The 23,076-nt window shown below is 61.8% G+C and carries 14 protein-coding genes; 7 read left to right on the top strand and 7 right to left on the bottom strand.

The annotated features are described in order from the left end of the window. Positions 1 to 188: 188 nt before the first annotated feature. Positions 189 to 1,571 carry a class II fumarate hydratase gene (locus tag KVH01_RS12495; protein ID WP_217881662.1) on the top strand — a complete coding sequence of 461 codons (1,383 nt, stop codon included), beginning with the start codon at positions 189 to 191 and terminating at the stop codon, positions 1,569 to 1,571. Here the strand turns inward: KVH01_RS12495 and KVH01_RS12500 are convergent. The 3 genes from KVH01_RS12500 to pap form a co-directional block, all read right to left on the bottom strand. Beyond that, positions 1,568 to 2,524 carry a DMT family transporter gene (locus KVH01_RS12500; RefSeq protein WP_217881663.1) on the bottom strand — a complete coding sequence of 319 codons (957 nt, stop codon included), beginning with the start codon at positions 2,522 to 2,524 and terminating at the stop codon, positions 1,568 to 1,570. The genes KVH01_RS12495 and KVH01_RS12500 overlap by 4 nt on opposite strands. Positions 2,525 to 3,649: 1,125 nt before the next feature. Further along, entirely contained in the window at positions 3,650 to 4,834 is a 1,185-nt protein-coding gene (locus tag KVH01_RS12505; RefSeq protein WP_217881664.1) for a thiolase family protein, read from the bottom strand. A 255-nt stretch (positions 4,835 to 5,089) separates the two neighbouring features. After that, positions 5,090 to 6,604, bottom strand: coding sequence for a polyphosphate:AMP phosphotransferase (pap, locus tag KVH01_RS12510; RefSeq protein ID WP_217881665.1), 1,515 nt, complete (start codon positions 6,602 to 6,604; stop codon positions 5,090 to 5,092). A gap of 153 nt (positions 6,605 to 6,757) precedes the next feature. Between pap and mnmC the strand changes: the two genes are divergently transcribed. Further along, the gene (mnmC, locus tag KVH01_RS12515; protein WP_217881666.1) at positions 6,758 to 8,749 is read left to right on the top strand and encodes a bifunctional tRNA (5-methylaminomethyl-2-thiouridine)(34)-methyltransferase MnmD/FAD-dependent 5-carboxymethylaminomethyl-2-thiouridine(34) oxidoreductase MnmC; all 1,992 of its coding nucleotides are present in this window, start codon (positions 6,758 to 6,760) and stop codon (positions 8,747 to 8,749) included. Positions 8,750 to 8,756: 7 nt separating this feature from the next. Here the strand turns inward: mnmC and KVH01_RS12520 are convergent, their stop codons facing one another. Further along, positions 8,757 to 13,571 (bottom strand): NEL-type E3 ubiquitin ligase domain-containing protein, encoded by a 4,815-nt coding sequence (locus KVH01_RS12520; protein WP_217881667.1) that lies wholly within the window; start codon positions 13,569 to 13,571, stop codon positions 8,757 to 8,759. Between the two features lie 310 nt (positions 13,572 to 13,881). Here KVH01_RS12520 and KVH01_RS12525 point away from each other — a divergent pair, with 310 nt between their 5' ends. The 4 genes from KVH01_RS12525 to KVH01_RS12540 all read left to right on the top strand — a co-directional run bounded on the left by KVH01_RS12525 (position 13,882) and on the right by KVH01_RS12540 (position 19,062). Continuing rightward, positions 13,882 to 15,654 (top strand): N-acetylglutaminylglutamine amidotransferase, encoded by a 1,773-nt coding sequence (locus tag KVH01_RS12525; protein WP_217881668.1) that lies wholly within the window; start codon positions 13,882 to 13,884, stop codon positions 15,652 to 15,654. 3 nt (positions 15,655 to 15,657) lie between these two features. After that, the gene (gene ngg / locus KVH01_RS12530) at positions 15,658 to 17,403 is read left to right on the top strand and encodes an N-acetylglutaminylglutamine synthetase (RefSeq protein ID WP_043047618.1); all 1,746 of its coding nucleotides are present in this window, start codon (positions 15,658 to 15,660) and stop codon (positions 17,401 to 17,403) included. Between the two features lie 171 nt (positions 17,404 to 17,574). Beyond that, positions 17,575 to 18,759 (top strand): osmoprotectant NAGGN system M42 family peptidase, encoded by a 1,185-nt coding sequence (locus KVH01_RS12535; RefSeq protein ID WP_217881669.1) that lies wholly within the window; start codon positions 17,575 to 17,577, stop codon positions 18,757 to 18,759. Between the two features lie 75 nt (positions 18,760 to 18,834). Continuing rightward, the gene (locus KVH01_RS12540) at positions 18,835 to 19,062 is read left to right on the top strand and encodes a YheU family protein (RefSeq protein WP_003172962.1); all 228 of its coding nucleotides are present in this window, start codon (positions 18,835 to 18,837) and stop codon (positions 19,060 to 19,062) included. Positions 19,063 to 19,072: 10 nt separating this feature from the next. Here KVH01_RS12540 and csrA read toward each other — a convergent pair whose 3' ends face one another. Continuing rightward, positions 19,073 to 19,276: a carbon storage regulator CsrA gene (csrA, locus tag KVH01_RS12545; RefSeq protein ID WP_217881670.1), complete on the bottom strand. Its 204-nt coding sequence runs from the start codon at positions 19,274 to 19,276 to the stop codon at positions 19,073 to 19,075. A gap of 127 nt (positions 19,277 to 19,403) precedes the next feature. Next, positions 19,404 to 20,219, bottom strand: a complete 816-nt coding sequence (locus KVH01_RS12550; RefSeq protein ID WP_217881671.1) for an SDR family oxidoreductase — start codon at positions 20,217 to 20,219, stop codon at positions 19,404 to 19,406. 327 nt (positions 20,220 to 20,546) lie between these two features. On the opposite strand from KVH01_RS12550, the gene KVH01_RS12555 reads away from it, so the two are divergent. After that, positions 20,547 to 20,699, top strand: a complete 153-nt coding sequence (locus KVH01_RS12555; RefSeq protein WP_015885095.1) for a DUF3309 family protein — start codon at positions 20,547 to 20,549, stop codon at positions 20,697 to 20,699. A gap of 70 nt (positions 20,700 to 20,769) precedes the next feature. On the opposite strand, the gene KVH01_RS12560 is transcribed toward KVH01_RS12555, so the two are convergent. Further along, a complete protein-coding gene (locus KVH01_RS12560) occupies positions 20,770 to 22,857 on the bottom strand; it encodes an LTA synthase family protein (protein ID WP_217881672.1) in 2,088 nt (695 codons plus the stop codon). Between the last annotated feature and the right edge of the window lie 219 nt (positions 22,858 to 23,076).

Raw genomic sequence — 23,076 nt, forward strand, 5'->3', positions numbered from 1 at the left:
CCTTTCTAGCAGGCGAGGTAAGACCCCAAGGGCGACCATTCTGCGCCTAAAAAACCTCGCGGCTCAACCCCACCCCCTGGCGGGCCCCGGTTTTGCGGGGCGCGATGGCCCAAATGCGGATTTAGGGAACCCACGGCAGCCGCCAGGGCCTAAACTGACCAATCACGACTGGATAAGGAGGGTGCCCGATGAGCCGTATCGAAACCGACAGCCTGGGAGAAGTGCAAGTCCCTGATGACGCGTATTGGGGCGCGCAAACCCAGCGCTCGCTGGTCAATTTCGCAATTGGCGAGCAGCGTATGCCGCTGGCGGTATTGCATGCCCTGGCCCTGATCAAGAAGGCCGCCGCCCGGGTCAACGACCGCAACGGCGACCTGCCCGCCGATATCGCCCGGCTGATCGAACAGGCCGCCGACGAGATCCTCGACGGCCAGCATGACGACCAGTTCCCCCTGGTGGTCTGGCAGACCGGCAGTGGCACCCAGAGCAACATGAACGCCAACGAGGTGATTGCCGGCCGCGCCAACGAACTGGCGGGTAATAACCGCGGTGGCAAGAGCCCGGTGCATCCCAACGATCACGTCAACCGTTCCCAGAGTTCCAACGACTGCTTTCCTACCGCCATGAGCATCGCTGCAGTGCAGGCGGTTCACGAGCAACTGCTGCCGGCCATCGCGACCTTGTCCGGTGGCCTGGCGGAGCTGGCCGCGCGGCATATGAAGCTGGTCAAGACCGGCCGCACCCACATGATGGACGCCACGCCGATCACCTTCGGCCAGGAACTCTCGGCGTTTATCGCCCAGCTCGATTACGCCGAGCGGGCGATCCGCAGCGCCTTGCCCGCCGTGTGCGAGCTGGCCCAGGGGGGCACCGCAGTGGGCACCGGACTCAATGCGCCCCACGGCTTTGGCGAGGCAATTGCCTCCGAACTGGCCGCGCTGTCGGGCTTGCCCTTTGTGACCGCGCCAAACAAATTCGCCGCCCTCTCCGGCCATGAACCGCTGGTGACCCTGCACGGCGCGTTGAAAACCCTGGCCGTGGCACTGATGAAAATCGCCAACGACCTGCGTCTGCTGGGTTCAGGACCGCGGGCCGGACTGGCCGAAGTCAAGTTGCCGGCCAATGAACCGGGCAGTTCGATCATGCCGGGCAAGGTCAACCCGACCCAGTGCGAAGCCCTGTCCATGCTGGCTTGCGAGGTGCTGGGCAACGACGTGACCATCAGCATGGCCGCCAGCCAAGGGCACTTGCAGTTGAACGTGTACAAGCCGGTGATCATCCACAACCTGCTTGAATCGATCCGCCTGCTGGCCGACGGCTGCAACAACTTCCAGGAGCACTGCATCGCAGGCCTTGAGCCCGACGCCGAGAAAATGGCCGAACACCTGGAGCGCGGGCTGATGCTGGTTACCGCACTCAACCCGCATATTGGCTACGACAAGTCGGCAGAGATCGCCAAAAAAGCCTACGCCGAAGGGCTGACACTGCGCGAAGCCGCCCTGGAGCTGGGCTACCTCACCGACGCCGAGTTCGACCAGTGGGTACGCCCGGAAAACATGCTCGGTAGCTAAACCGCCATGCGCAGCCGCCGGGCCTTGAGCCCGGCGAGCAGCGACGGTGCCAGGGCAACTGCAGCTGACCCCAAGACCACCACGAATGCGCCGAAGTAACCCAGGGCGTTGATCTCTTCGGCCTGGACATAATCCGGCCATAGCCACGCCGCCAGCGCCACCGCGACAAAGGTCACCAGCGGCGTCAACGCCAGGGTCGCACTCACCCGCGACGCCTCCCAGTGGGCCAGCGCTTCGGCAAACGCGCCATACGCCACCAACGTGTTCATGCAGCACGCCAGCAGCAGCCAGCCTTGCAGCGGGCTCAACTGCAACGCCTCCAGGGGATGCGCCCACGGCGTGAGCAGCACCGCGCAAAACAGGTAGATCACCATCATCACCTGCAAGGAATTCCATACCGTCAACAACTGCTTCTGGCCCAAGGCATAGAAGACCCAGATCGAGGTGGCCAGCAGGATGGTCAGCACCCCGGCGGTATAGGTGCCCAGGGACGTCAGCAACTCCACGAGGCGCTGATTGAAAAACAGGCCGAAGCCGATGATCAGCACCACCAGGCCGAGTACCTGCCCCAGGCTGAAACGCTCCTTGAAGACAAACACGCTGGCGATCATCAGGAAGATCGGGCCCATCTGCACCACCAGTTGAGCGGTGCCGGGGCTGAGCATCCTCAGGCCAACCAGATACAGCACGTAGTTACCCACCAGCCCGCACACCGCCATGGCCACCAGCCAGCCGCCCCTGGGGCCGAGCACTTTGCGGCTGGGCAGGCGCTTGGTGGCGGCGAGGTACACGAACAAACAAGTGCCGGCCACTGTAAGACGAAACCAAGTGACGGTGATCGGGTCCATCACCTGCAACACTTGCTTGAGCTTGATCGGGAGAATGCCCCATAGAAAGGCGGTCAGCAGGGTCAGCAAGAAACCGTAGACCCAGCGGCCGGAAGAGATGTGCATGAGTGCCCCAAAAACCAGAGGTGGAGGAGCAGCCATTCTAGGGGTAAGTGACCAGATTCGGATACGCGGATGACCAACTGTGGGAGGGGTGGTGCGACGATTCGACTTGCCCCCGATGGCGGCCTGACAGCCGACCAGCATGTTGGACTTTGATCGAGTACATATCCGTTATTTAGGTAACGGCCACCATAGGTTCCGCCCTTACGGCGGCTCACTTTGCAAAAGCGGCAAAGTAAGCAAAACGCTCTTGCCCCACCACTCGGCACCTCGCCCGGGCTCGGTGTGCCCCAAATCCCTGTCGAATTCCGGCCAGCGTGGTTTAACGGGGCGCCTGAGATCAAAAACACAGCGAGGCGGCCTTATAGCCGACCTGATCGTTGAAGCGTGCGCGTACCCCTGTGGGAGCGGGCTTGCCCGCGAAGGTCGTTAACGATGACACGGAAAACCAGAAAGAACGCGGCGTTCTCAGGTTTTTCGCGAGCAAGCTCGCTCCTACAGAAAAGCAAAAGCGCCGCCGGCGTATCTGCGATGCGCAGCGAGTCGCTTTTGATCTTGCTTTTGATCTTAGGCGCCCCGTTAAACCACGCTGGCCGAACGCAGGCTTGAAGCCGTGGCCCACGGCTTCAAGCCGGAGTGAGGGCACACCGAGCCCGGGCGAGGTGCCGAGTCGTGGGGCAGGAGCATTTTGCTTACTTTTGCCTGGGCCGGCATTCCGGCTGTTCAAAAGTGAGCCGCTGTAAGAGCCAGCCCTTTCAAGGTCTTTGCCTAAATCGCGTCCTACGCCAATTCCAGGCTGAAATTAAGAAATAAACGAGTTGAATTTGGCTCAGCCAGCATCTCTTTTGGTCAAAAAACGATCATGTTTTGGGGCTTTTTCCAAAGACCTTGAAAGGGCTGGCTGTAAGAGCGGAACCAATAGTGGCCGTTGCCCAAATAACGGATATGTACTCGGTCTGATCCAACATCCTGGTCGGCCCTGAGGCCGCCATCGGGGGCAAGCCCCCTCCCACACGTCCAGCGGCGTACCAAAAGTTGTGTAGATACCCATGCCCCAATGGCCGTGTATCAGCCACAAAATACTTGGCTGGACCACCGCTATCGGGAGCCACCCCTCCCACATTTTGATCAGCGTACAGCTTCGAAGAGCCCGGTAGCGCCCATGCCCCCGCCCACGCACATGGTGACAATGCCGTAGCGCAAATTACGGCGTTGCAGTTCGCGCACCAGATGCCCCACCTGCCGCGACCCGGTCATGCCAAACGGATGGCCGATGGAGATCGAACCGCCATTGACGTTGTACCTGGCGTTATCGATTTCCAGGCGGTTGCGTGCATACAGGCACTGTGAAGCAAAAGCTTCATTGAGCTCCCACAGGTCGATATCCGCCACCTGCAAGCCCTTGGCCTTGAGCAGCTTGGGCACCGAAAACACCGGGCCAATGCCCATCTCATCCGGCTCGCAACCGGCGACGGTAAAGCCACGAAAAAACGCCTTGGGCTTGAGCCCCAATGCCAGGGCTTTTTCCAGGCTCATCACCAGGGTCATCGAGGCCCCATCGGAGAGCTGGGAGGAATTGCCCGCCGTTACCGAACCGTCTTCAGCGAACACGGGCTTCAACCCGGCCAGGCTGGCCAGGGTGGTGTCCGGGCGGTTGCAGTCGTCGCGATCCACCACGCCATCGAGGATCTGCACCGCACCGGTGTGCTTGTCCTCGACCTTGTACTTGACTGCCATCGGCACAATTTCGTCATCGAACAGGCCCTCGGCCTGGGCCTGGGCAGTACGCTGCTGGCTTTGCAGGGCATAGAGGTCCTGCTCTTCACGGCTGACCTGATAGCGACGGGCTACAATTTCGGCGGTCTGACCCATCGGGAAGTAGATGCCCGGCACCTGCTCCTTAAGCAGCGGGTTGATCAGGTTGTCGGTGTTGACGCTCTTCATGGTCAGGCTGATGGACTCCACGCCGCCGGCGACAATGATATCGCTGCAGCCCGAGGCAATCTGGTTGGCGGCGATGGCAATCGCCTGCAAGCCCGACGAACAGAAACGGTTGAGGGTCATGCCCGCCGTGCCGGTACCCAGTTGCGAGAGCACCGCCACATTGCGCCCGATATTGTAGCCCTGGGCACCTTCGTTGGAGCCGGCACCGACGATGCAATCCTCCACAGTGGCCGGATCGATGCCATAGCGGGCCAGCAGCGCATTGACGCAATGGGCCGCCATGTCATCGGGGCGGGTCTGGTTGAACTTGCCACGAAAGGACTTGGCCAGGCCGGTTCGCACACTGTCGACGATCACTACTTCACGCATGGGCTTACCTCGATCTTGTGGTTGTGGATCGAGGATAGAGCCAGGCCCGGTCGGCTGCGATGATCATTCACTGCATAAATGCAAAAGCATGGCGCCGGCACACGGTCTACCTGATGAGTGGCGATCCAATGTGGGAGGGGGCTTGCCCCGATAGCGGTGGGTCAGTTGCAAATGCAGGTACTGACAGCCTGCTATCGGGAGCAAGTCGAATCGTCGCACCGCCCCTCCCACATTTGGACCAATGTTTGATCCGCGCTATTTCTTTTTCTTTTTGTCGTGCTTGTCGGTTTTATCGAATGCTTCTTCCAGCGCACGGTTAATGGTGCGCAGCACCTTGACCCGCGCCCAGCGCTTGTCATTGGCTTCCACCAGGGTCCAGGGCGCCACCTCGGTGCTGGTGCGATCGACCATGTCGCCCACGGCTGCACGGTAGTCGTCCCACTTGTCGCGATTGCGCCAGTCGTCCTCGGTGATCTTGAAGCGCTTGAACGGAATCTCTTCACGGGCCTGGAAACGTTCCAGCTGGGTTTGCTTATCAATGGCCAGCCAGAACTTGACCACGATCACGCCAGCATCGCGCAACTGCTCCTCGAAATCATTGATCTCGCCATAGGCGCGCATCCAGTCCGTCGGGGTGCAGAAGCCCTCGACGCGCTCCACCAGTACGCGGCCATACCAGGAACGGTCGAACACGGTGAACATGCCGCGTGCCGGGATCTTCTGCCAGAACCGCCACAGGTAGGGCTGGGCGCGTTCGTCTTCGCTGGGCGCGGCAATCGGCACAATATGGTACTGGCGCGGGTCCAGGGCCGCGGCGACACGGCGGATCGCGCCGCCCTTGCCCGCCGCGTCGTTGCCCTCGAACACCGTCACCAACGCGTGCTTGCGCATGCGCTTGTCGCGCATCAGGCCGGAGAAACGCGCCTGCTCGGTGATCAGTTGCTCCTCATAGTCGTCCTTGTCCAGGCGCAGGGTCATGTCGAGGCTGTTGAGCAGGCTTACCTGGTCCACAGCCGACGGCAGCGGCGCCGGGTTCATGCCGCTGGCCTTGCCCCTGGGCATTTTCAAGGCATTTTGCAGGCCTTCGAGCAGGATCTTACCCACGGTGAGGCTGCGATAATTGCTGTCCACCCCTTCAATTACATGCCAGGGTGCGTAATCCCGGCTGGTGCGGCGCAGCACGCGCTCACCGAAATGCACGAACTTGTCGTAGGTCTTGGACTGCTGCCAGTCCAGCGGGCTGATGCGCCAGCTGTGCAGCGGGTCATCGGCCAGCGCCTTGAGACGAGCCTTCATCTGTTTCTTGGACAGGTGAAACCAAAACTTGAAAATCAGCGCGCCTTCGTCACAGAGCATTTTTTCCAGGCGCTCGGCACCGGCAATGGCCTGGTCGAGTCGAGCGTCCTTGATCTGCCCATGCACCCGGCCTTGCAGCATCTGGCTGTACCAATTGCCGAAAAAGATACCCATACGGCCCTTGGCCGGCAGTTGCCGCCAGTAGCGCCAGGCCGGTGGGCGCGCCAGTTCCTCGTCGGTCTGCTGGTCGAAGGTGCGCACCTCGATCAGGCGCGGGTCCATCCATTCATTGAGCAGCTTGACGGTCTCGCCCTTGCCGGCGCCCTCGATGCCGTTGATCAGGATAATCACCGGGAAGCGTTTCTGCTGCTGCAGTTCGTACTGCACCTCCAGCAAGGCTTCGCGCAGGGCCGGCACTTCGGCGTCATAGGTGTCTTTGTCGATGGCGTGACCGATTTCGGCGGATTCGAACATGGGCAGCTCCGTTTCAAGATGGCTCAAGACTAGCGGATTGGGCAACGACCTGTGGCAGGAAATTCCACCCGGGATTGCCTTGGGTCAATCCAACCCCTGTTGATCGGCTAGAATGGCCGCCTTGTCTTTGCCCGCTTTCCTTTATGAGCCGCCATGAACCCCATCACCCACGCCCAGCTCGACTGGGATGACCAAGGCCGCCCGCACTCGCGGGTGTTCGACGATGTGTACTTCTCCGACCAGTCGGGCCTTGAAGAAACCCGTTATGTGTTCCTTGAGCAAAACCGCCTGCAGGAGCGCTTCGCCGCTTTGCCTGCCGGCGGGCGACTGGTGATTGGCGAGACCGGCTTCGGCACCGGCTTGAATTTCCTCTGCGCCTGGCAACTGTTCGAGCAGCACGCAGTGGCCGGCGCACGGCTGCACTTTGTCAGCGTGGAAAAATACCCGCTCAGCCACCCTGACCTGCAACGTGCCCTGGCCCTCTGGCCTGAACTGCAACCCTTGGCCGAGCAACTCCTGGCGCAATACGTAGCCATCCACCAGGGTTTCCAGCGCCTGGTGCTGGGCCACGGCCGCGTGACCCTGACCCTGTTGATCGGTGATGCCCTGGAGCAACTGCCGCAACTGGATGCACAGATCGATGCGTGGTTCCTCGACGGCTTTGCCCCGGCGAAAAACCCCGATATGTGGACCGCCGAGCTGTTCGCCGAACTGGCGCGCCTGGCAGCGCCGGGCTCGACCATCAGCACCTTCACCAGCACTGGCTGGGTGCGGCGCCTGATCAACGCGGCAGGCTTCAAGATGAAGCGCACCCCGGGCATCGGCCACAAGTGGGAAATCCTGCGCGGTGAGTTCGTCGGCTGGCCGCAAGACACGCCCAGGCCCACGGCCACACCGCCGTGGTTCGCCCGCCCGACAACCCTCCACGCCGAACACCGCGCCCTGGTGATCGGCGCGGGGCTGGCCGGTTGCGCCACGGCAGCCAGCCTGGCGGCACGCGGCTGGCAGGTGTGCCTGCTGGAGCGGCATGCGGCGCTGGCCCAGGAGGCTTCCGGCAACCCGCAAGGGGTGCTGTATCTCAAGCTGTCGGCCCATGGCACCGCACTGTCGCAGATGATTGTGAGCGGCTTCGGCTACACCCGCAGGCTGCTCGAACAGTTGCAGCGCGGTGTGGATTGGGACGCTTGCGGCGTGCTGCAACTGGCGTTCAACCCAAAGGAGGCCGAGCGCCAGGCACAACTGGCGCAGGCCTTTGCCGCGGACCTGCTGCACCCGGTGGATGTGGCCCAGGCCCAAGCCCTCGCTGGCGTGGCGCTGGACCAGGGCGGATTGTTTTTCCCCGAGGGCGGGTGGGTCCATCCGCCAGCGCTGTGCGAGTGGCAGGCCCGCCACACAGGCGTTGAGTTGCGCCTTCATCAAGAGGCGCTGACCTTGCAGCAGGTCGACGGCCAATGGCAGGCCCGAGACGCCGAGGCGCTGATCGCCAGTGCACCGGTGGTGATCCTCGCCGGTGCCGCCGAGGTCAAGCGCTTCCCTTTCAGTGCCGCCCTGCCCCTCAAGCGCATTCGCGGGCAAATCACCCGTTTGCCGCAAACCACTGAAAGCCAGCACTTGAGCACGGTGGTCTGCGCCCAGGGCTACGTCGCCCCCGCACGCCTGGGCGAACATACCCTGGGCGCCAGTTTTGCCTTCAACAGCGACGACCTGACCCCCACCCTGGCCGAACATGCCGACAACCTGGCCCTGCTGCGGGAAATCTCCCCACCGCTGCTGCATGCCTTGCACGCCGATACCTTGCCGCTGGAAACCTTGCAAGGCCGTGCGGCATTCCGCTGCACCAGCCCCGACTACCTGCCTATCGTTGGCCCGCTGGCCGACGCAGCGGCCTTCGCCCAAGCCTATGGCGTACTCTCCCGCGATGCCCGGCAAGTGCCCGATACGCCCTGCCCCTGGCTGGACGGCGTGTACATCAACAGCGGCCATGGCTCACGCGGCCTGATCACCGCGCCCTTGTCGGCAGAACTGTTGGCCGCCTGGCTGGATAACGAACCGCTGCCGTTGCCCACCAGCGTCGCCCAGGCGTGCCATCCCAACCGTTTTGCCTTGCGCGAATTGATTCGCGGCAAGCCCCAGCAAACGCCTTGAGTCGTGCCTAGCGAATCTCGCACACCCCCAGTTCGTCAGCGCGCATGGCCGCCAGGGTCAGGCGCTCGAAGGCCACCTGTTCGGCGGTGGCCTGCTCGTGCAGAATGCCGTTCATGCGCGACCGGAAGACCTCGTCCTCAAGTTCATCACCTTGTTCAAACACCTCTTGCATCCGCGTCTCGAACGGCTCGTTAAGGGTTCTGAAACTGGCGGCATAGGCGCGCTTGAGGTAGTCAGTCCAGAACGGCAGGTCATTGAGAAAACGCAACAGCTCGGGCGAAACCTCTGCGGCCTTGATTTTGATTTCCGCATCGCTCAGCGCCGCCGGGGTGACACCGCTCAAGCCGGCATAACGCATGTGTCTAGGCTGCCCTGGCAAATAGAAACGGCTGGCCAGGCCGGTGCGGTAGGCCAGGCTGACTTCCAGCGGATCGCCGCCGGGGTTGGCGATGCTGTGGTTGCGCGCAATGCTTTCCAGGCGATCAAGCCGATACAGGCCGCGCCCCAACGCCAACAGCGGCCTGGCAGACAACTGGCCGCCCTCGACCTGCCGGCGCGCATCGCTGATCTCAACCAGGATTTCCAGGGCGCTGAAACTCACCGCCGCGCCATCGTCACAGTTGTAAGGGGTGGCGGCGCGTTCGAACACTTCGGTGGCCAGGTCGGCGCGCTGGCTGCTCGCCTCAAGGACACGCCACACGCGCCGGGCCATGTCTTCACGCACATGCTCGCTGTCGGCCGCCCCGCCCAGCTCGGCCAGCAACTTGAACAAGCCGTCACTGGACCTGTCATCCTTCAACATCCGCCACATCACCTCTTTTTGCGCGTAGTCGGCCAGCCGCGAATCCGGCAACCACAACTCGCGAGCGGCCTGCTCGTTCAAGCGCGCGATATCGTCTTCGTAAAAGCCCATGCCCACGCCGCGCTGGCGACGATAATCGAGCACTTGCCGGATGGTCGGTGCCGACAATGGGTTGTAGCGCAGGTTGATACCTTGGGTACGTTGCCGAGGCGCCGTGAACAGCCACGCCGGCAGCTCGGTAATGTCGTTCTCGCGCAGGTCCACACTGGTCAGGTAGGGCAAGCGCCACAAATGTTCGGGAAAAGTCTTGAGCCGGCAGTCACGCAATATCAATTGGTGCAGGTCAAACAGGTGGTCGACCTTGGGCGGATCAACCAGCGGGTTGCCCGCCAGGTTCATGATCCTGAGGTTGCGCAGATCTGCCAGCTTGGTGCGCGTGTAGGAGGTCAGTACCAGTTGATTACCGTCCAGATACAGGGCTTCCAGCTGCGGCATGTGTGACAGTATCTCCGGCAGACGGGTCAAGCGGTTGCCTGACAGTTGCAGGGAAGTGAGACCGGTGAAGTGCTTGAGGAAATACGCCACCTCATCACCGACTCCCATGTTCTTCATCGACAGTTGGCGCACATGCTCGAACTTGATCTGCGCCGGCAAGGTCGGCAAGGGGCCGCCGACCATTTCGTCGAGCGACAGGCTGGCCTCTTCATTCAAGCCGGTCATCCTCCGCCAGCAGACTTTAAGCCGCTGCACGATGATTCTGCGACTGAACCGTGCGTCCTCGGGCGTGCCAGGGATTTTCGCCAGCGCGGCCCGGTCATGGCGCCAGGTGTTGAGCACTGAACGCAGGGTTTCATAATCGCTCTGCAACCTCCTGACCGCCTGGGCACGGGCCATGTGGTCAGCCCCCAGGCCTTCGATCAGACTAGAGGCCTGGGCGTCGTCCAGCATGGGATAGAGCTTTTTCACCTTGCGTACCAGTGCCGTCGGTTGTGGCGTAACCTGCGGCGGTGACGCCTGTACGCAACCCTCGCGCCACGACGGCAAGGGTTCGGCGGAGGCATTGCGCAGATGGCCCGCCACCAGGTCGCGTTCATCCCCGACCAGCCAGCGCAATTTCAACTGCAACTGTGTGGCACCGCGCTCACCCGTGGAGTAAATCCCCAGGCCTGTGCGCTCTGTGGCTGAAAGCGTGCTCAGCAGTGCCTGGTAGAAGCCCGGCGGGCCCGGCAACGGCTCATGCAGGGCCTGGCCCTGTTCGTCGAAGGCCTGGTAGCCCCGGGCGGACTTGACCAGCTTGCGCACGCGCGTCGCGGTGGTACTTTCCTGCTTGCCGAGCAAAGCGCCATCCAGCGCCTGCTCATGCATTTGCAGGCGCAGTTGCGCCGGCCATCCCGGTAACCGGCCCAGTAGGCTGACTGCCAGGCGTTGAGTTGATTCGGTGGCCAACGGCGGCAGGTAAAAACCAGCCACCGCACGGTCTTCCTGTAGTTCGCGCAATGCCTGCCCGGCGCGCTGGGACAGGCGCAAGGGCACGCTGGCGGTGTTGCGCAAATACAGACGTTCCAATGACGAGGCCTGGGATAAAAGCTCCTGGACCACCCCGGTAGGCAATTCAGGCAAGCGTTGCTTAAGCACGCCAGTTATCCCTGTTACCGACGGGTCAGCGTGACGGCAAAGCTGTTCGAATAACGCCTGATAATGCTGCTTCACCCCCGCCAGCAGACGTGTGTTCAACAGCCGCTGTGCCTGTTGGGGGTCGGCTTTTTCTCCCAGCAGCCCTTCGCGCTCCGCGTCGTCAAGGTTCTCGAGCAGTGTGGGCATCACCTGCCCTTCCTGGAGTTGCTGCTCGCTGACGTGGATGCTCATGTCTTCGTAATCGAATGGAGCGGTATCGGGGTAACGCTTGAGCAAATTGCCTTGAGGGTCCAGCAGCTCGAAAAAACGCCCCTTGGGCCACCCCTCCAGCATCGGCAAGGCCAGCATTTGCACCCAGCCCGTACCCGCATCCGGCTGGCTCTGGAATTCCAGTTGCCAGGCCAGGTCGCGGATCAGTTGCTCTTGCCGCCAACGCAGCACACTGTCTTGCAGCCGCTGCGGCAAGGGCAGGTTGTACTTGGCCAGTTGTCGTAGCCAGGGCAACCGGCTGTTGGTGGTGCTGATGATTTCGTCCAGGCGGCCGTCGGGCAGTGATCTCAGCCCGGGCGCCAGGCGTTCGAGCACATAGGCCGGGCTGTTCCACTGATCGACCTGCTCGGCCTGATGGCGCCAGCCGCCGAAACCATTGTGTTCCAATAGCGGGCTATAGACCGTTGGACGCACCGGATGCAGCACCCGCCAACGACCGACGCCCGCATCGAAAAACACCCGGTAGATCGCGCCGTCAATCGCAATATAAGAGCGCCCTTGATATTGATAGATGCCCTTGTAGCTGGGCGTGGCGAGTACCTCGGGAGCCACCGACTGCTGGTAAGGGCGCAGATCGCGCCGCCACAAGCGCGACTCACCCTGGGCGGACTTGACCGCCTCGAACTGTTCGAAATAACTCGCCGGCGTGCGCGACGCGCCCTTGAACAGGGTGCCCACGACTTTGCCCGCAGCCGTCATCAGCGCCATTGATGCAATGCCTTCGGCCACATTGGTCATGTGCTCCAGCGCATCGGTCTTATGCCCGTGCTGCCAGTCCTGTACGCCCTCATAGACCTCGCCCAGCAGCTGACCCACCCCTACCCCCAGCATCAACTGGCCCAGCCCCGGCACAAAAAAACCGGCGATATTGGCCAATGTCAGCCCCAGCTCCACATAGCGCTCGGCCAGTGATCGGCGGGCTTGCTCGTCGACCTCTGCCACCGGCACCGCCAACACCCTGGCATCCAATTGCGCCTTGCCCACGCAGGCATCGAAAAAAAACCGCGACACGCTGACCGGGGCCGACACCGCCTCCAGGCTTTCCACGGCCTTGCGGGTATCAAAGCGCTGGAAAAAGTCCACGCGTTCGGACTCATCCAGATAGCCCTTGAAGAATTCGCGATAGGCAGGTTCCTGCAGCTTAGAAGACAGATAACCCTTGAACGCCGCCAGGGTGTCGTACTCGAACCATGGGCGGGCTGGATCATTGGGCATGTACACCACACAGCGCCCCGGGGACAGGCCCCGCTCGGCGCTCCCGGAAAACACCAGCACGCTCCAGGCGCAAGCCTGGTCGATGTTCAACCCATGCCAGACCAGGGCGCGGCCGTCCAGCAACAGCTCGCGGGTGGGATAAGTGTCGCTGCCCGACCAGAGCACCTTGAACAACAGCGTGCCGGTCTCCTGGCGTACATGCCCCTTGCCCATGGCGATATGCAGGTCCAGGCGCATGTCACTCAACTTGAGCCGGCCAATGTCCCTGGCTACCGGGTTATAGTCATCGGCCGTCGTCACCTCGCCAGGGGCAGGCAAATCGAAGACCACCCGCAGATGTGCCTGATAGGCCGCGCCCAGGTCCAGCTCGCGGCAGTAACCGGCAAATTGGGCGGCACTCATGGACGCGACCTCAAGCCCCGTGTCGACGCTGCGCACCTGCGCGCCGATACCCAGGCCGCCATCCTCCGCCTGGGAGGCGCTGAAATTCTGCATGGCGGCGTGCAGCAGCGTGCGCTTCTCCACCGTCACCGTCATCAACAGCGGCCCGAGCAGATCGGGGTTGGCGTTGATCATCGAGCGATGGGGCAACTCCAGCACATCATGCTTCACATCCAGATGCTGCCCTTTGGACACCAGCAACGCTTCAAGTCGGTCGCTGCAGAACTCATCCAGCGGTTCCAGGTTTTTCAACAGTGTATTGAGCGTCTCGCGCAGTACCTCACTGTCCTCATGCTCGCGCTTGATATGGGCCAGGCTGCGAGCGTCGGCATGAACCATCCAGCCGGGCAATCGGTCGAGCAATACATCAGTTATATCCAGATCCTGGGTGGCCTCCAGCAGCTTGCCGGGCAACTGCGCCCACACTTTTGGGGTAACCACCTCACTTACCTGTGACATCCATGACCTCCATGAAAACCTTGAATAATGACGCCCCACCATAGGCCCGCCGCCGCCGGGAATGGGTTTGAATAACTGCTGGTTTGCGCGGGCTACAGACCCATAATTTGCGTTCGACCTTGACCTATCTAACGCCCCGGCCACGCAGCCCGCGGCGGGCGGTGAATGCCCATGCGCGCTTCAGGCCACGACTGCTTATAACTTATCGTTCTAAAACTCCAAGGGTATGCCTGGGTCAGTTTCAGGGTACCTGCGCGTTCAACGCGCGATGTGTCGACCCCTCCCCAACGGAAAAACCGGTAAGGACCTTATGTGTGGATTAGCTGGCGAGTTACGCTTTGATCATCAACCTGCCGACCTGGCAGCGGTAGAACGCATCACCCATCACCTCGCCCCCCGAGGCCCCGACGCGTGGGGCTTCCATGCCCAAGGGCCGATTGCCCTGGGCCATCGTCGATTGAAAATCATGGACCTGTCGGATGGCTCCGCCCAACCGATGGTCGACGCCCAATTGGGGCTGTCCTTGGCGTTCAACGGTGCAATCTATAACTTCCCGGAATTACGTGAAGAGCTGGAAGCCCTCGGCTACGCCTTCTATTCCGGCGGTGATACCGAAGTGCTGCTCAAGGGTTATCACGCCTGGGGCGAAGCACTGCTGCCCAAGCTCAACGGCATGTTTGCGTTCGCCATCTGGGAGCGCGACGCCCAACGCCTGTTCGTCGCCCGTGACCGCTTGGGCGTAAAACCTTTGTACCTGTCGCGCACCGGCCAGCGCCTGCGCTTTGCCTCGGCCTTGCCGGCGCTGCTCAAGGGCGGCGATATCAACCCGATCCTGGATCCGGTGGCGCTTAATCATTATTTGAATTTCCACGCCGTGGTGCCCGCACCGCGCACCTTGCTGGCGGGTATTGAAAAGCTGCCGCCCGCCACCTGGATGCGCATCGATGCCAGCGGCAAGACCGAGCAGAAAACCTGGTGGACCCTGCCCTACGGCCCCCATGAGGATGAGCAGAACCTTAGCCTGGAAGACTGGACCGACCGCGTCCTCGACAGCACCCGCGAAGCCGTGGCGATCCGCCAACGTGCCGCCGTGGATGTGGGTGTGCTGCTCTCCGGTGGCGTCGATTCGAGCATGCTCGTCGGCCTGCTGCGTGAAGTCGGCGTGCAAGACCTGTCGACCTTTTCCATCGGCTTTGAAGATGCCGGTGGCGAACGCGGCGATGAATTCCAGTACTCGGACCTGATCGCCAAGCACTACGGCACCCGCCATCACCAACTGCGCATCGCCGAGAGCGAAATCATCGAGCAGTTGCCGGCGGCGTTCCATGCCATGAGCGAACCGATGGTCAGTCATGACTGCATCGCCTTTTACCTGCTGTCGCGGGAAGTGGCCAAGCATTGCAAGGTAGTCCAGAGCGGCCAGGGCGCCGACGAGTTGTTCGCCGGTTACCACTGGTACCCGCAGGTGGATGGCGCCAGCGACCCCTACGCCGCTTACCGCGATGCCTTCTTCGATCGCAGTTACGACGACTACGCCGCCACCGTCGCGCCCAAATGGCTGACCGCCAACGACGCCGCCGGTGACTTTGTGCGCGAGCATTTTGCAATGCCCGGTGCCGACGCTGCGGTGGATAAGGCTCTGCGCCTGGACAGCACGGTGATGCTGGTGGATGACCCGGTCAAGCGCGTGGATAACATGACCATGGCCTGGGGCCTGGAAGCACGTACGCCGTTCCTCGACTACCGCCTGGTGGAACTGTCGGCCCGCGTGCCGGGCAAGTTCAAGCTGCCCGACGGCGGCAAACAGGTACTCAAGGAAGCGGCGCGCCGGGTCATCCCCAGCGAAGTCATCGACCGCAAGAAAGGCTACTTCCCGGTGCCCGGCCTCAAGCACTTGCAAGGCGACACCTTGAACTGGGTGCGTGAACTGCTGCTGGACCCGAGCCAGGACCGTGGCCTGTTCAACCCGGCCATGCTCGACCGCTTGCTCACCGACCCCCAGGGCCAACTGACCCCGTTGCGCGGCTCCAAGCTATGGCAATTGGCGGCGCTGAACCTGTGGCTCAGCGAACAAGGAATCTGATCGATGAAACCGAATGCCGCGGCGTACAGCCAACGCTTACTCAAGGGCCAGGCGCCGACCTACGAGCGCCTGCAGGCGCGCCTGGCCGAAGATGGCAGCCCCCTGGCCGCCGAGCCGATTGCCGTGCATTGCGGCTGGGGGCGGTTGCTGATAGGCCATACCTTCCCGGACCCGGCCAGCCTGGCCCAGGAACTGCTCAATGAGCTGCCCGGCGAGCGCGACATTGCGCTCTACGTGGCAGCGCCCCAGCAGATTCTCGGGATCGATCCTCAGCAGCTGTTCCTCGACCCGTCCGACACCCTGCGCCTGTGGTTCAGCGATTACCGCCCGGCAACCCGGGTGTTTCGCGGCTTTCGCATTCGCAGGGTGCAAAGCGAAGCCGATTGGCAGGCCGTCAACCAACTGTATCAAGGCCGCGGCATGTTGCCCGTCGACGCCGAACGCCTGACCCCGCGTCACCAAGGCGGCCCGGTGTACTGGTTGGCCGAGGATGAAGACACCGGGGCAGTCATCGGCAGCGTGATGGGCCTCAATCACCACAAAGCCTTCCAGGACCCGGAAAACGGTTGCAGCCTGTGGTGCCTGGCCGTCGACCCACAGTGCACGCGCCCAGGCGTCGGTGAAGTGCTGGTGCGCCACCTGGTGGAGCACTTCATGAGCCGTGGCTTGAGCTACCTGGACCTGTCGGTGCTGCACGATAACCGCCAGGCCAAGAGCCTCTATGCCAAGCTTGGCTTTCGCGCGTTGACCACCTTTGCGATCAAGCGCAAGAACGGCATCAACCAGCCGCTGTTCCTCGGCCCTGGGCCGCAGGCGGAGTTCAATCCCTATGCGCGGATCATCGTTGAGGAAGCCCATCGGCGCGGTATTGATGTGCAGGTCGACGATGCCGACGCGGGCCTGTTCACCCTCAGCCACGGCGGGCGCCGCGTGCGTTGCCGGGAATCCCTGAGCGACCTGACCAGCGCCATCAGCATGACCCTGTGCCAGGACAAGAGCCTGACCCATAAAGTGCTCAAGGCCGCCGGCCTGCAACTGCCCTCCCAGCAGTTGGCGGGCAGTGCCGATGACAACCTGGAGTTCCTCGACGAGCACCAGCGCATCGTGGTCAAGCCGCTGGACGGCGAGCAAGGCCAGGGCGTGGCGGTAGACCTGCAAACCATCGAGGAGGTGCAGCAAGCCATTGAGGCGGCGCGTCAGTTCGACAGCCGCGTATTGCTGGAAAGCTTCCACGAGGGTCTGGACCTGCGCATTCTGGTGATCGGTTTTGAAGTGGTCGCCGCCGCGATTCGCCGTCCTGCCGAAGTGATCGGTGACGGCCAGCATTCGATCCGCGCCTTGATCGAGGCCCAGAGCCGACGTCGCCAGGCTGCCACCGATGGCGAGAGCAAAATCCCCCTGGATGCGGAAACCGAGCGCACCCTCAAAGCTGCTGGCTATGACTACGACAGCATCCTGCCCCAGGGCGTGCAACTAGCCGTGCGACGCACCGCCAACCTGCATACCGGCGGTTGCCTGGAAGATGTCACGGCGATCCTGCACCCAACGCTGGTGGACGCCGCCGTGCGTGCTGCCCGCGCCCTGGACATCCCCATGGTCGGCCTGGACCTGATGGTGCCGGCCGCCGACCAGCCGGAGTACGTGTTTATCGAAGCCAACGAACGGGCCGGGCTGGCCAATCATGAACCGCAACCTACCGCAGAAAAGTTTGTGGATTTGTTGTTTCCGCACAGTCAGCCGACGGCTTGAGGCTTGTGTTGAATGTGAAACCGCTATCGGGGGCAAGCCCCCTCCCACATTTGCCTGTATTCACACATCAAGGGTGGGAGGGGGCGTGCCCCCGATGAAGCCGGCACAGACAACGAATCTCCCAACCATTTCATCGAAACCATCGATGTCACCAACTCATCAGGAGTTTCCATGACCCGAACCATCCCCGAACCCGATCTCGCTTACCTGCAAAAAGTGCTGCTGGAAATGCTTGCCATCCCCAGCCCGACCGGATTCACCGACACTATCGTGCGCTACGTCGCCGAACGCCTGGAAGAACTTGGCATCCCGTTTGAAATGACCCGGCGCGGCACCATTCGCGCCACCCTCAAGGGCCAGAAAAACAGCCCGGACCGGGCCGTCTCCGCGCACCTGGATACCATCGGCGCCGCCGTGCGTGCAATCAAGGACAACGGCCGCCTGACCCTGGCCCCGGTGGGCTGCTGGTCGAGCCGCTTTGCCGAAGGCAGCCGGGTCAGCCTGTTTACCGATAATGGTGTGATTCGCGGCAGCGTGCTGCCGTTGATGGCCTCCGGGCATGCGTTCAACACTGCCGTGGATGAAATGCCGGTGAGCTGGGACCACGTGGAACTGCGCCTGGACGCCTACTGTGCCACCCGCGCCGACTGCGATTCCCTGGGCATCAGCATCGGTGACTATGTGGCCTTCGACCCACTGCCGGAGTTCACCGAGAGCGGGCACATCAGCGCACGCCACTTGGATGACAAAGCCGGCGTCGCCGCCCTGCTCGCAGCGCTCAAGGCCATCATCGACAGTGGCGAGCCGCTGCTGATCGACTGCCACCCGCTGTTCACCATCACCGAGGAAACCGGCAGTGGCGCGGCGGCTGCCCTGCCCTGGGATGTCAGTGAGTTTGTCGGCATCGACATCGCCCCGGTCGCCCCCGGCCAACACTCCAGCGAACATGCGGTGAGCGTGGCGATGCAGGACTCCGGCGGGCCGTATGACTATCACCTGTCGCGGCACTTGCTGCGTCTGGCGGCGGATAACGACCTGCCGGTGCGCCGCGATCTGTTCCGTTATTACTTCAGCGATGCGCACTCGGCGGTCACTGCCGGTCATGACATCCGCACTGCCCTGCTGGCCTTCGGTTGCGATGCCACCCATGGCTACGAACGCACCCACATCGACAGCCTGGCCGCGCTGAGTCGCTTGCTGGGCGCGTACATCCTTAGCCCACCGGTGTTCGCCAGCGATGCGCAACCGGCCCAGGGCTCCCTGGATCGGTTCAGCCATCAGATCGAGCATGAAACGCAAATGGAGAGCGACACCCGCGTGCCGTCAGTGGACAGCCTAATCGGTCAGAAGTCCTGACACGGGCAATTCCTGGTACTGGCAACAAAGGTCCCGGCGCAGTAGCATCGCCGGGATTCTACCCCCGAGGCTTGTATGCTGATTCCCCACGATGCACTTGAAGTCGACACCCTGACCCGCCTCATCGAAGACTTCGTCACCCGCGACGGCACCGACAATGGCGACGATACGCCCCTGGAAACCCGCGTGCTGCGCGTGCGCCAGGCGCTGACCAAGGGCCAGGCCCTGATCGTCTTCGACCCCGAGAGCGAGCAATGCCAACTGATGCTCAAGCACGATGTGCCCAAGCATCTGTTCGACTGAACACCTGCGCCTAGAGATTGGGGACCGGCACAGGATGGGTGGCGGGCCCCTGGCGTTTGAGAATCTTCCGGTACACCTCGGCGCGGTGCACTTTGACGTCCTCTGGCGCGTCGATACCGAATTTCACGTGGGTACCGTTTACTTCAAGGATATGCACGACGATGTCATCGCCGATGGAGATGGCTTCGCCTAAGGTGCGGCTCAAGACCAGCATGGCGGTTGTCCTTTTCGAGTGACAGGACCTTGACCATGCGCCCTTGAAAATGGACCGGCAATGGCTTGCGATCAAATCAGGCGCCGCCTACACAAGTAGGTAATTTACCTGACAGACCTCGCCAGGATCAGCCTTTAACGGCTTGGGCCTTGGCGCGCATTTTGTCAGCCATCAGCGTCATTTCGTCATACAGCAACTGCGGGTTTTTCTGTTTCAGCGCCCAGGCCATGCGTCCTTGCTCATGGGGCAAGATCATGAATTCGCCTTCGGCCACGCGCTGGTAGATGTAATCGGCGATGTCAGTCGCGGTGATGGGCGAACTCTCGAGCAGCTTGCCCACCTGTGCCTTCATGGCCGGGGTTGGCCCCCGGAAGGAGTCAAGCAGGTTGGTCTGGAAAAACGATGGGCACACCACATGCACGCCGACTTCCTGCTGCTTGAGCTCCACCAGCAGGCTTTCCGACAACGCCACCACGCCGGCCTTGGCCACGTTGTAGTTGCTCATGGCCGGGCCCTGCATCAGCGCGGCCATGGAGGCAATATTGATGATCCGGCCCTTGCTCTTTTCCAGCAGCGGCAGGAACGCCTTGCAGCCCTTGACCACGCCCATCAGGTTGATTGCGATCTGCCAGTCCCAGTCCTCCAGGGACAGTTCGGCAAAGAACCCGCCGGAGGCCACGCCGGCATTGTTGACGATCACATCGATGCCACCGAGCTTCACCTCGCATGCCTGGGCCAGCGCGGTGAGCTGGCTGTAGTCACGCACGTCACAACGCTGGGTAAAACCATCACCGCCCGCCTCGCGAACCAGCCTGAGGGTTTCCTGCAAACCGGTATCGCTGACATCCGACAAGGCTAACTGCCAGCCCTCACAGGCCCAGCGCAGAGCGATTTCACGACCCAGGCCGGACCCGGCGCCAGTGATCATCATGCGGTTTTGCATAGGAAGTAGCCTTGTGGTTCACGAAAGAAGTGACCGGCAGTGTAGCGAAGGTTTTTCCCGTACCCACGCACCATCAGAATGATGAATGCCCCAGGCAAACCGTGGGCTCGGTCGGACGCCTGCGTATAGCCTAAGTTCAATAAACTTCAACTAATAAGATGGTTTTGCGTACACGTTAAAAGAAATAAGCGACTGAGCAAAATGCTTTAAAAAAACACTGAATTTTCTGCGACGTGAAAGAGTCGGAGTTAGTAAGGCGCCCGTAATCAGATAGACGGGGGTATCGTAAATAACCGGTCTTTATCAAAGACCTATAAGGAAAAAACCATGAGCCTCATTCTGATCATTATCCTGATCCTCCTGCTGGTGGGTGGCCTGCCGGTGTTCCCGCACTCGCGTAACTGGGGCTATGGCCCGTCGGGTATCCTCGGTGTGGTGTTGGTAGTGCTGCTGGTATTGCTGTTGCTCGGTCGGATATAAACGCCGCGCCAAGCGTTTAACAAGCAAAAAAAGAGGCCTTCTAGAAGGCCTCTTTTTTATTGCCGGTCAGTTAGTCCGGCTTACCATCCACGACACCCGCGGTGTTATCCAGCAGGCTCTTGGTTGCGGTTTGCAGGAACGACTCAAGTTTCTGTTTGAGTGCAGCCTCGTCCGGCGATTGCGCGATCACCTTGCCGGTCGGCTCGGCGCCCAGTGTGTACTCCCACAACTTGGGTGGCATTTCTTTCGGCAATACCAGCACGCGATCACCTGTGAGCAACGCCACCGTCTGGTCGCTGCCCGACGGCTTGATCACGCCAAAGCCCTTGTCGCCTTCCGGCAGGTTGAGCAGGTCACGACCCCAGCATTGGTGCAGGGTATCGCCGCCCAGGCGACCCATGATGGTCGGCACGATGTCGATCTGGGTGCCCACCGTGTGATCACGCTCGCCGAACTTCTCCTGCATGCCCGGCGCGATCATCAGCATCGGTACGTTGAAGCGGCCCAGGTCCATCTCGGTGATCTGCTGCTCGTTGCCGAAGCCGTGGTCACCCACGATCACAAACAGGGTCTCCTTGAAGTACGGCTCCTTACGGGCCTTTTCAAAGAACTGGCCCAAAGCCCAGTCGGAGTAGCGCATGGCCGTCAAGTGCTCGTTGAGGCTGCCGCGATCGGTGACTTTTTCAACCGGCAATGGCGTCGGCAACGCGTACGGCGTGTGGTTGGACAAGGTCTGCAGCAGCGCATAGAACGGCTTGCCGCCTTCACGGGCTTTCAACTCTTCCAGGCCACGGTTGAACATGTCTTGGTCGGACACGCCCCAGGTCGGGTCGGAGAACACCGGGTCGACGAAGTCGTTGCGGCCAATGAAGTTGGTCATGCCCTGGTTGCTGAAGAACCCCGACTGGTTGTCCCAGGCGAAATCGCCGTTATAGACGTACACATCGTCGAAATCACGGGCGCTGAGCAACTGCGGCAGGCCAGACAGCTTGTGACTGCCTTCCGGGGTCTGCATCAGGTACTCAAAACCCGGCAGGTTCGGGAAGCAGGCCATGGTGGCGAACATACCCTGGTGGGTGTGGGTGCCGTTGGAGAAGAAACGATCGAACAACAAGCCTTCCTTGGTCAGCTTGTCGAAGTACGGGGTGATATTGCCCGGACGTCCCAATGCACCCACCGAGTGACCGGCGAAGCTTTCCATCAGGATCACCACGACGTTCTTGATCGGCAGGGTCTTCTCGGCCGGTGGCGTGAAGTCACGGCGCACGGCGGCGGTGTCGGTATCCACCAGTTTCTCTTGTGGCAACACCAGCATGTCACGCACGGTCTGGGTGGCCAGGGGTTGTTCCAGCGTAGCTTTCCAGATGTTGGCGCGGTCTTCACCGAACCGCGCCTTGGCCGCCGCAATCAGCGACAGGGTGCCATTGAGGCCCAACTGGTTGGCGAAGTTCGAGTCAGTGGTGTAGACATCCCCCCAGCGCAGCGGTGGGCCCTGGCGCAGGGTGCCACGGATGGCGACCACGGCGACCAGCAGGCAGACCACGAACACCGCGATGCGGCTGTACCACGGTGCGACCTGGCGCGTACTGATAGTGCCGCCGCTGAACGGGCCGCGTGGGCGCGTTGCGCGATCGGCGCCTTTGAAGGCCATGCTCAGGATCAGCGTGCCCACGGCCCAGGCCAGCAGGTAACGCACCACCGGGAACCCGTACCAGAGCATGCTCATCACGGTTTTCGGGTCTTCCTTCACATACTGGAAGACCAGGCCGTTGAGGCGCTGGTGGAATTCGCGGTAGAAGTCCATCTCCATCAGGCCCAGGAACAAGGCGATGCTCGACGCAACGGTCAGCCACAAGCGGAAGAACCCGCGCGCCGCCATGGCCCGCACACTGAACAGCGCCAACAACAGCGGAATCAGCAGGTACATGACCAGGCGGATGTCCAGGCGCAGGCCGTTGGCGAACGCTTCCAGGAACGTCGAGGCTGGCGTATCCAGGATCATCTCGCGGTTGTAGACCAGCAACGCCAGGCGCAGCAGGGAGAACATCACCATCATGACCAGTGCGCACAGCAGCGTATAAGCCAGATGGGATTTGACGGTCGGTTGCAGCAGGCGATTTGCAGCTCGCTGCTGATTCAGGGCGTCCGGGTTTGCCATGTCGTTTTAGGACCCATTGGAAGTTTAAGTTGCGAAATAAGGCAGTGGCGTCCGTCCCTCGCCCAGGCTGGCTGGGGTAGGCGGTTAACGCGGCGGCACAAATGGTGCCCGATCAAGGCCGGCAAGGCTATTAATTACTGAACGTGCAACGATGCTGGGTCTTTAGAAGCCCCAGGGATAGAGCCTCGCCAGGCGAATAAAGCCGGCGAATTGTCTTGG

The sequence above is a fragment of the Pseudomonas khavaziana genome, assembly GCF_019145205.1.
GTDB lineage: Bacteria > Pseudomonadota > Gammaproteobacteria > Pseudomonadales > Pseudomonadaceae > Aquipseudomonas > Aquipseudomonas khavaziana.

Coding starts and splice junctions, on each gene's coding strand:
- KVH01_RS12495 (WP_217881662.1), top strand. CDS start 189: ATGAGCCGTATCGAAACCGACAGCCTGGGAGAAGTGCAAGTCCCTGAT.
- KVH01_RS12500 (WP_217881663.1), bottom strand. CDS start 2,524: ATGCACATCTCTTCCGGCCGCTGGGTCTACGGTTTCTTGCTGACCCTG.
- KVH01_RS12505 (WP_217881664.1), bottom strand. CDS start 4,834: ATGCGTGAAGTAGTGATCGTCGACAGTGTGCGAACCGGCCTGGCCAAG.
- pap (WP_217881665.1), bottom strand. CDS start 6,604: ATGTTCGAATCCGCCGAAATCGGTCACGCCATCGACAAAGACACCTAT.
- mnmC (WP_217881666.1), top strand. CDS start 6,758: ATGAACCCCATCACCCACGCCCAGCTCGACTGGGATGACCAAGGCCGC.
- KVH01_RS12520 (WP_217881667.1), bottom strand. CDS start 13,571: ATGTCACAGGTAAGTGAGGTGGTTACCCCAAAAGTGTGGGCGCAGTTG.
- KVH01_RS12525 (WP_217881668.1), top strand. CDS start 13,882: ATGTGTGGATTAGCTGGCGAGTTACGCTTTGATCATCAACCTGCCGAC.
- ngg (WP_043047618.1), top strand. CDS start 15,658: ATGAAACCGAATGCCGCGGCGTACAGCCAACGCTTACTCAAGGGCCAG.
- KVH01_RS12535 (WP_217881669.1), top strand. CDS start 17,575: ATGACCCGAACCATCCCCGAACCCGATCTCGCTTACCTGCAAAAAGTG.
- KVH01_RS12540 (WP_003172962.1), top strand. CDS start 18,835: ATGCTGATTCCCCACGATGCACTTGAAGTCGACACCCTGACCCGCCTC.
- csrA (WP_217881670.1), bottom strand. CDS start 19,276: ATGCTGGTCTTGAGCCGCACCTTAGGCGAAGCCATCTCCATCGGCGAT.
- KVH01_RS12550 (WP_217881671.1), bottom strand. CDS start 20,219: ATGCAAAACCGCATGATGATCACTGGCGCCGGGTCCGGCCTGGGTCGT.
- KVH01_RS12555 (WP_015885095.1), top strand. CDS start 20,547: ATGAGCCTCATTCTGATCATTATCCTGATCCTCCTGCTGGTGGGTGGC.
- KVH01_RS12560 (WP_217881672.1), bottom strand. CDS start 22,857: ATGGCAAACCCGGACGCCCTGAATCAGCAGCGAGCTGCAAATCGCCTG.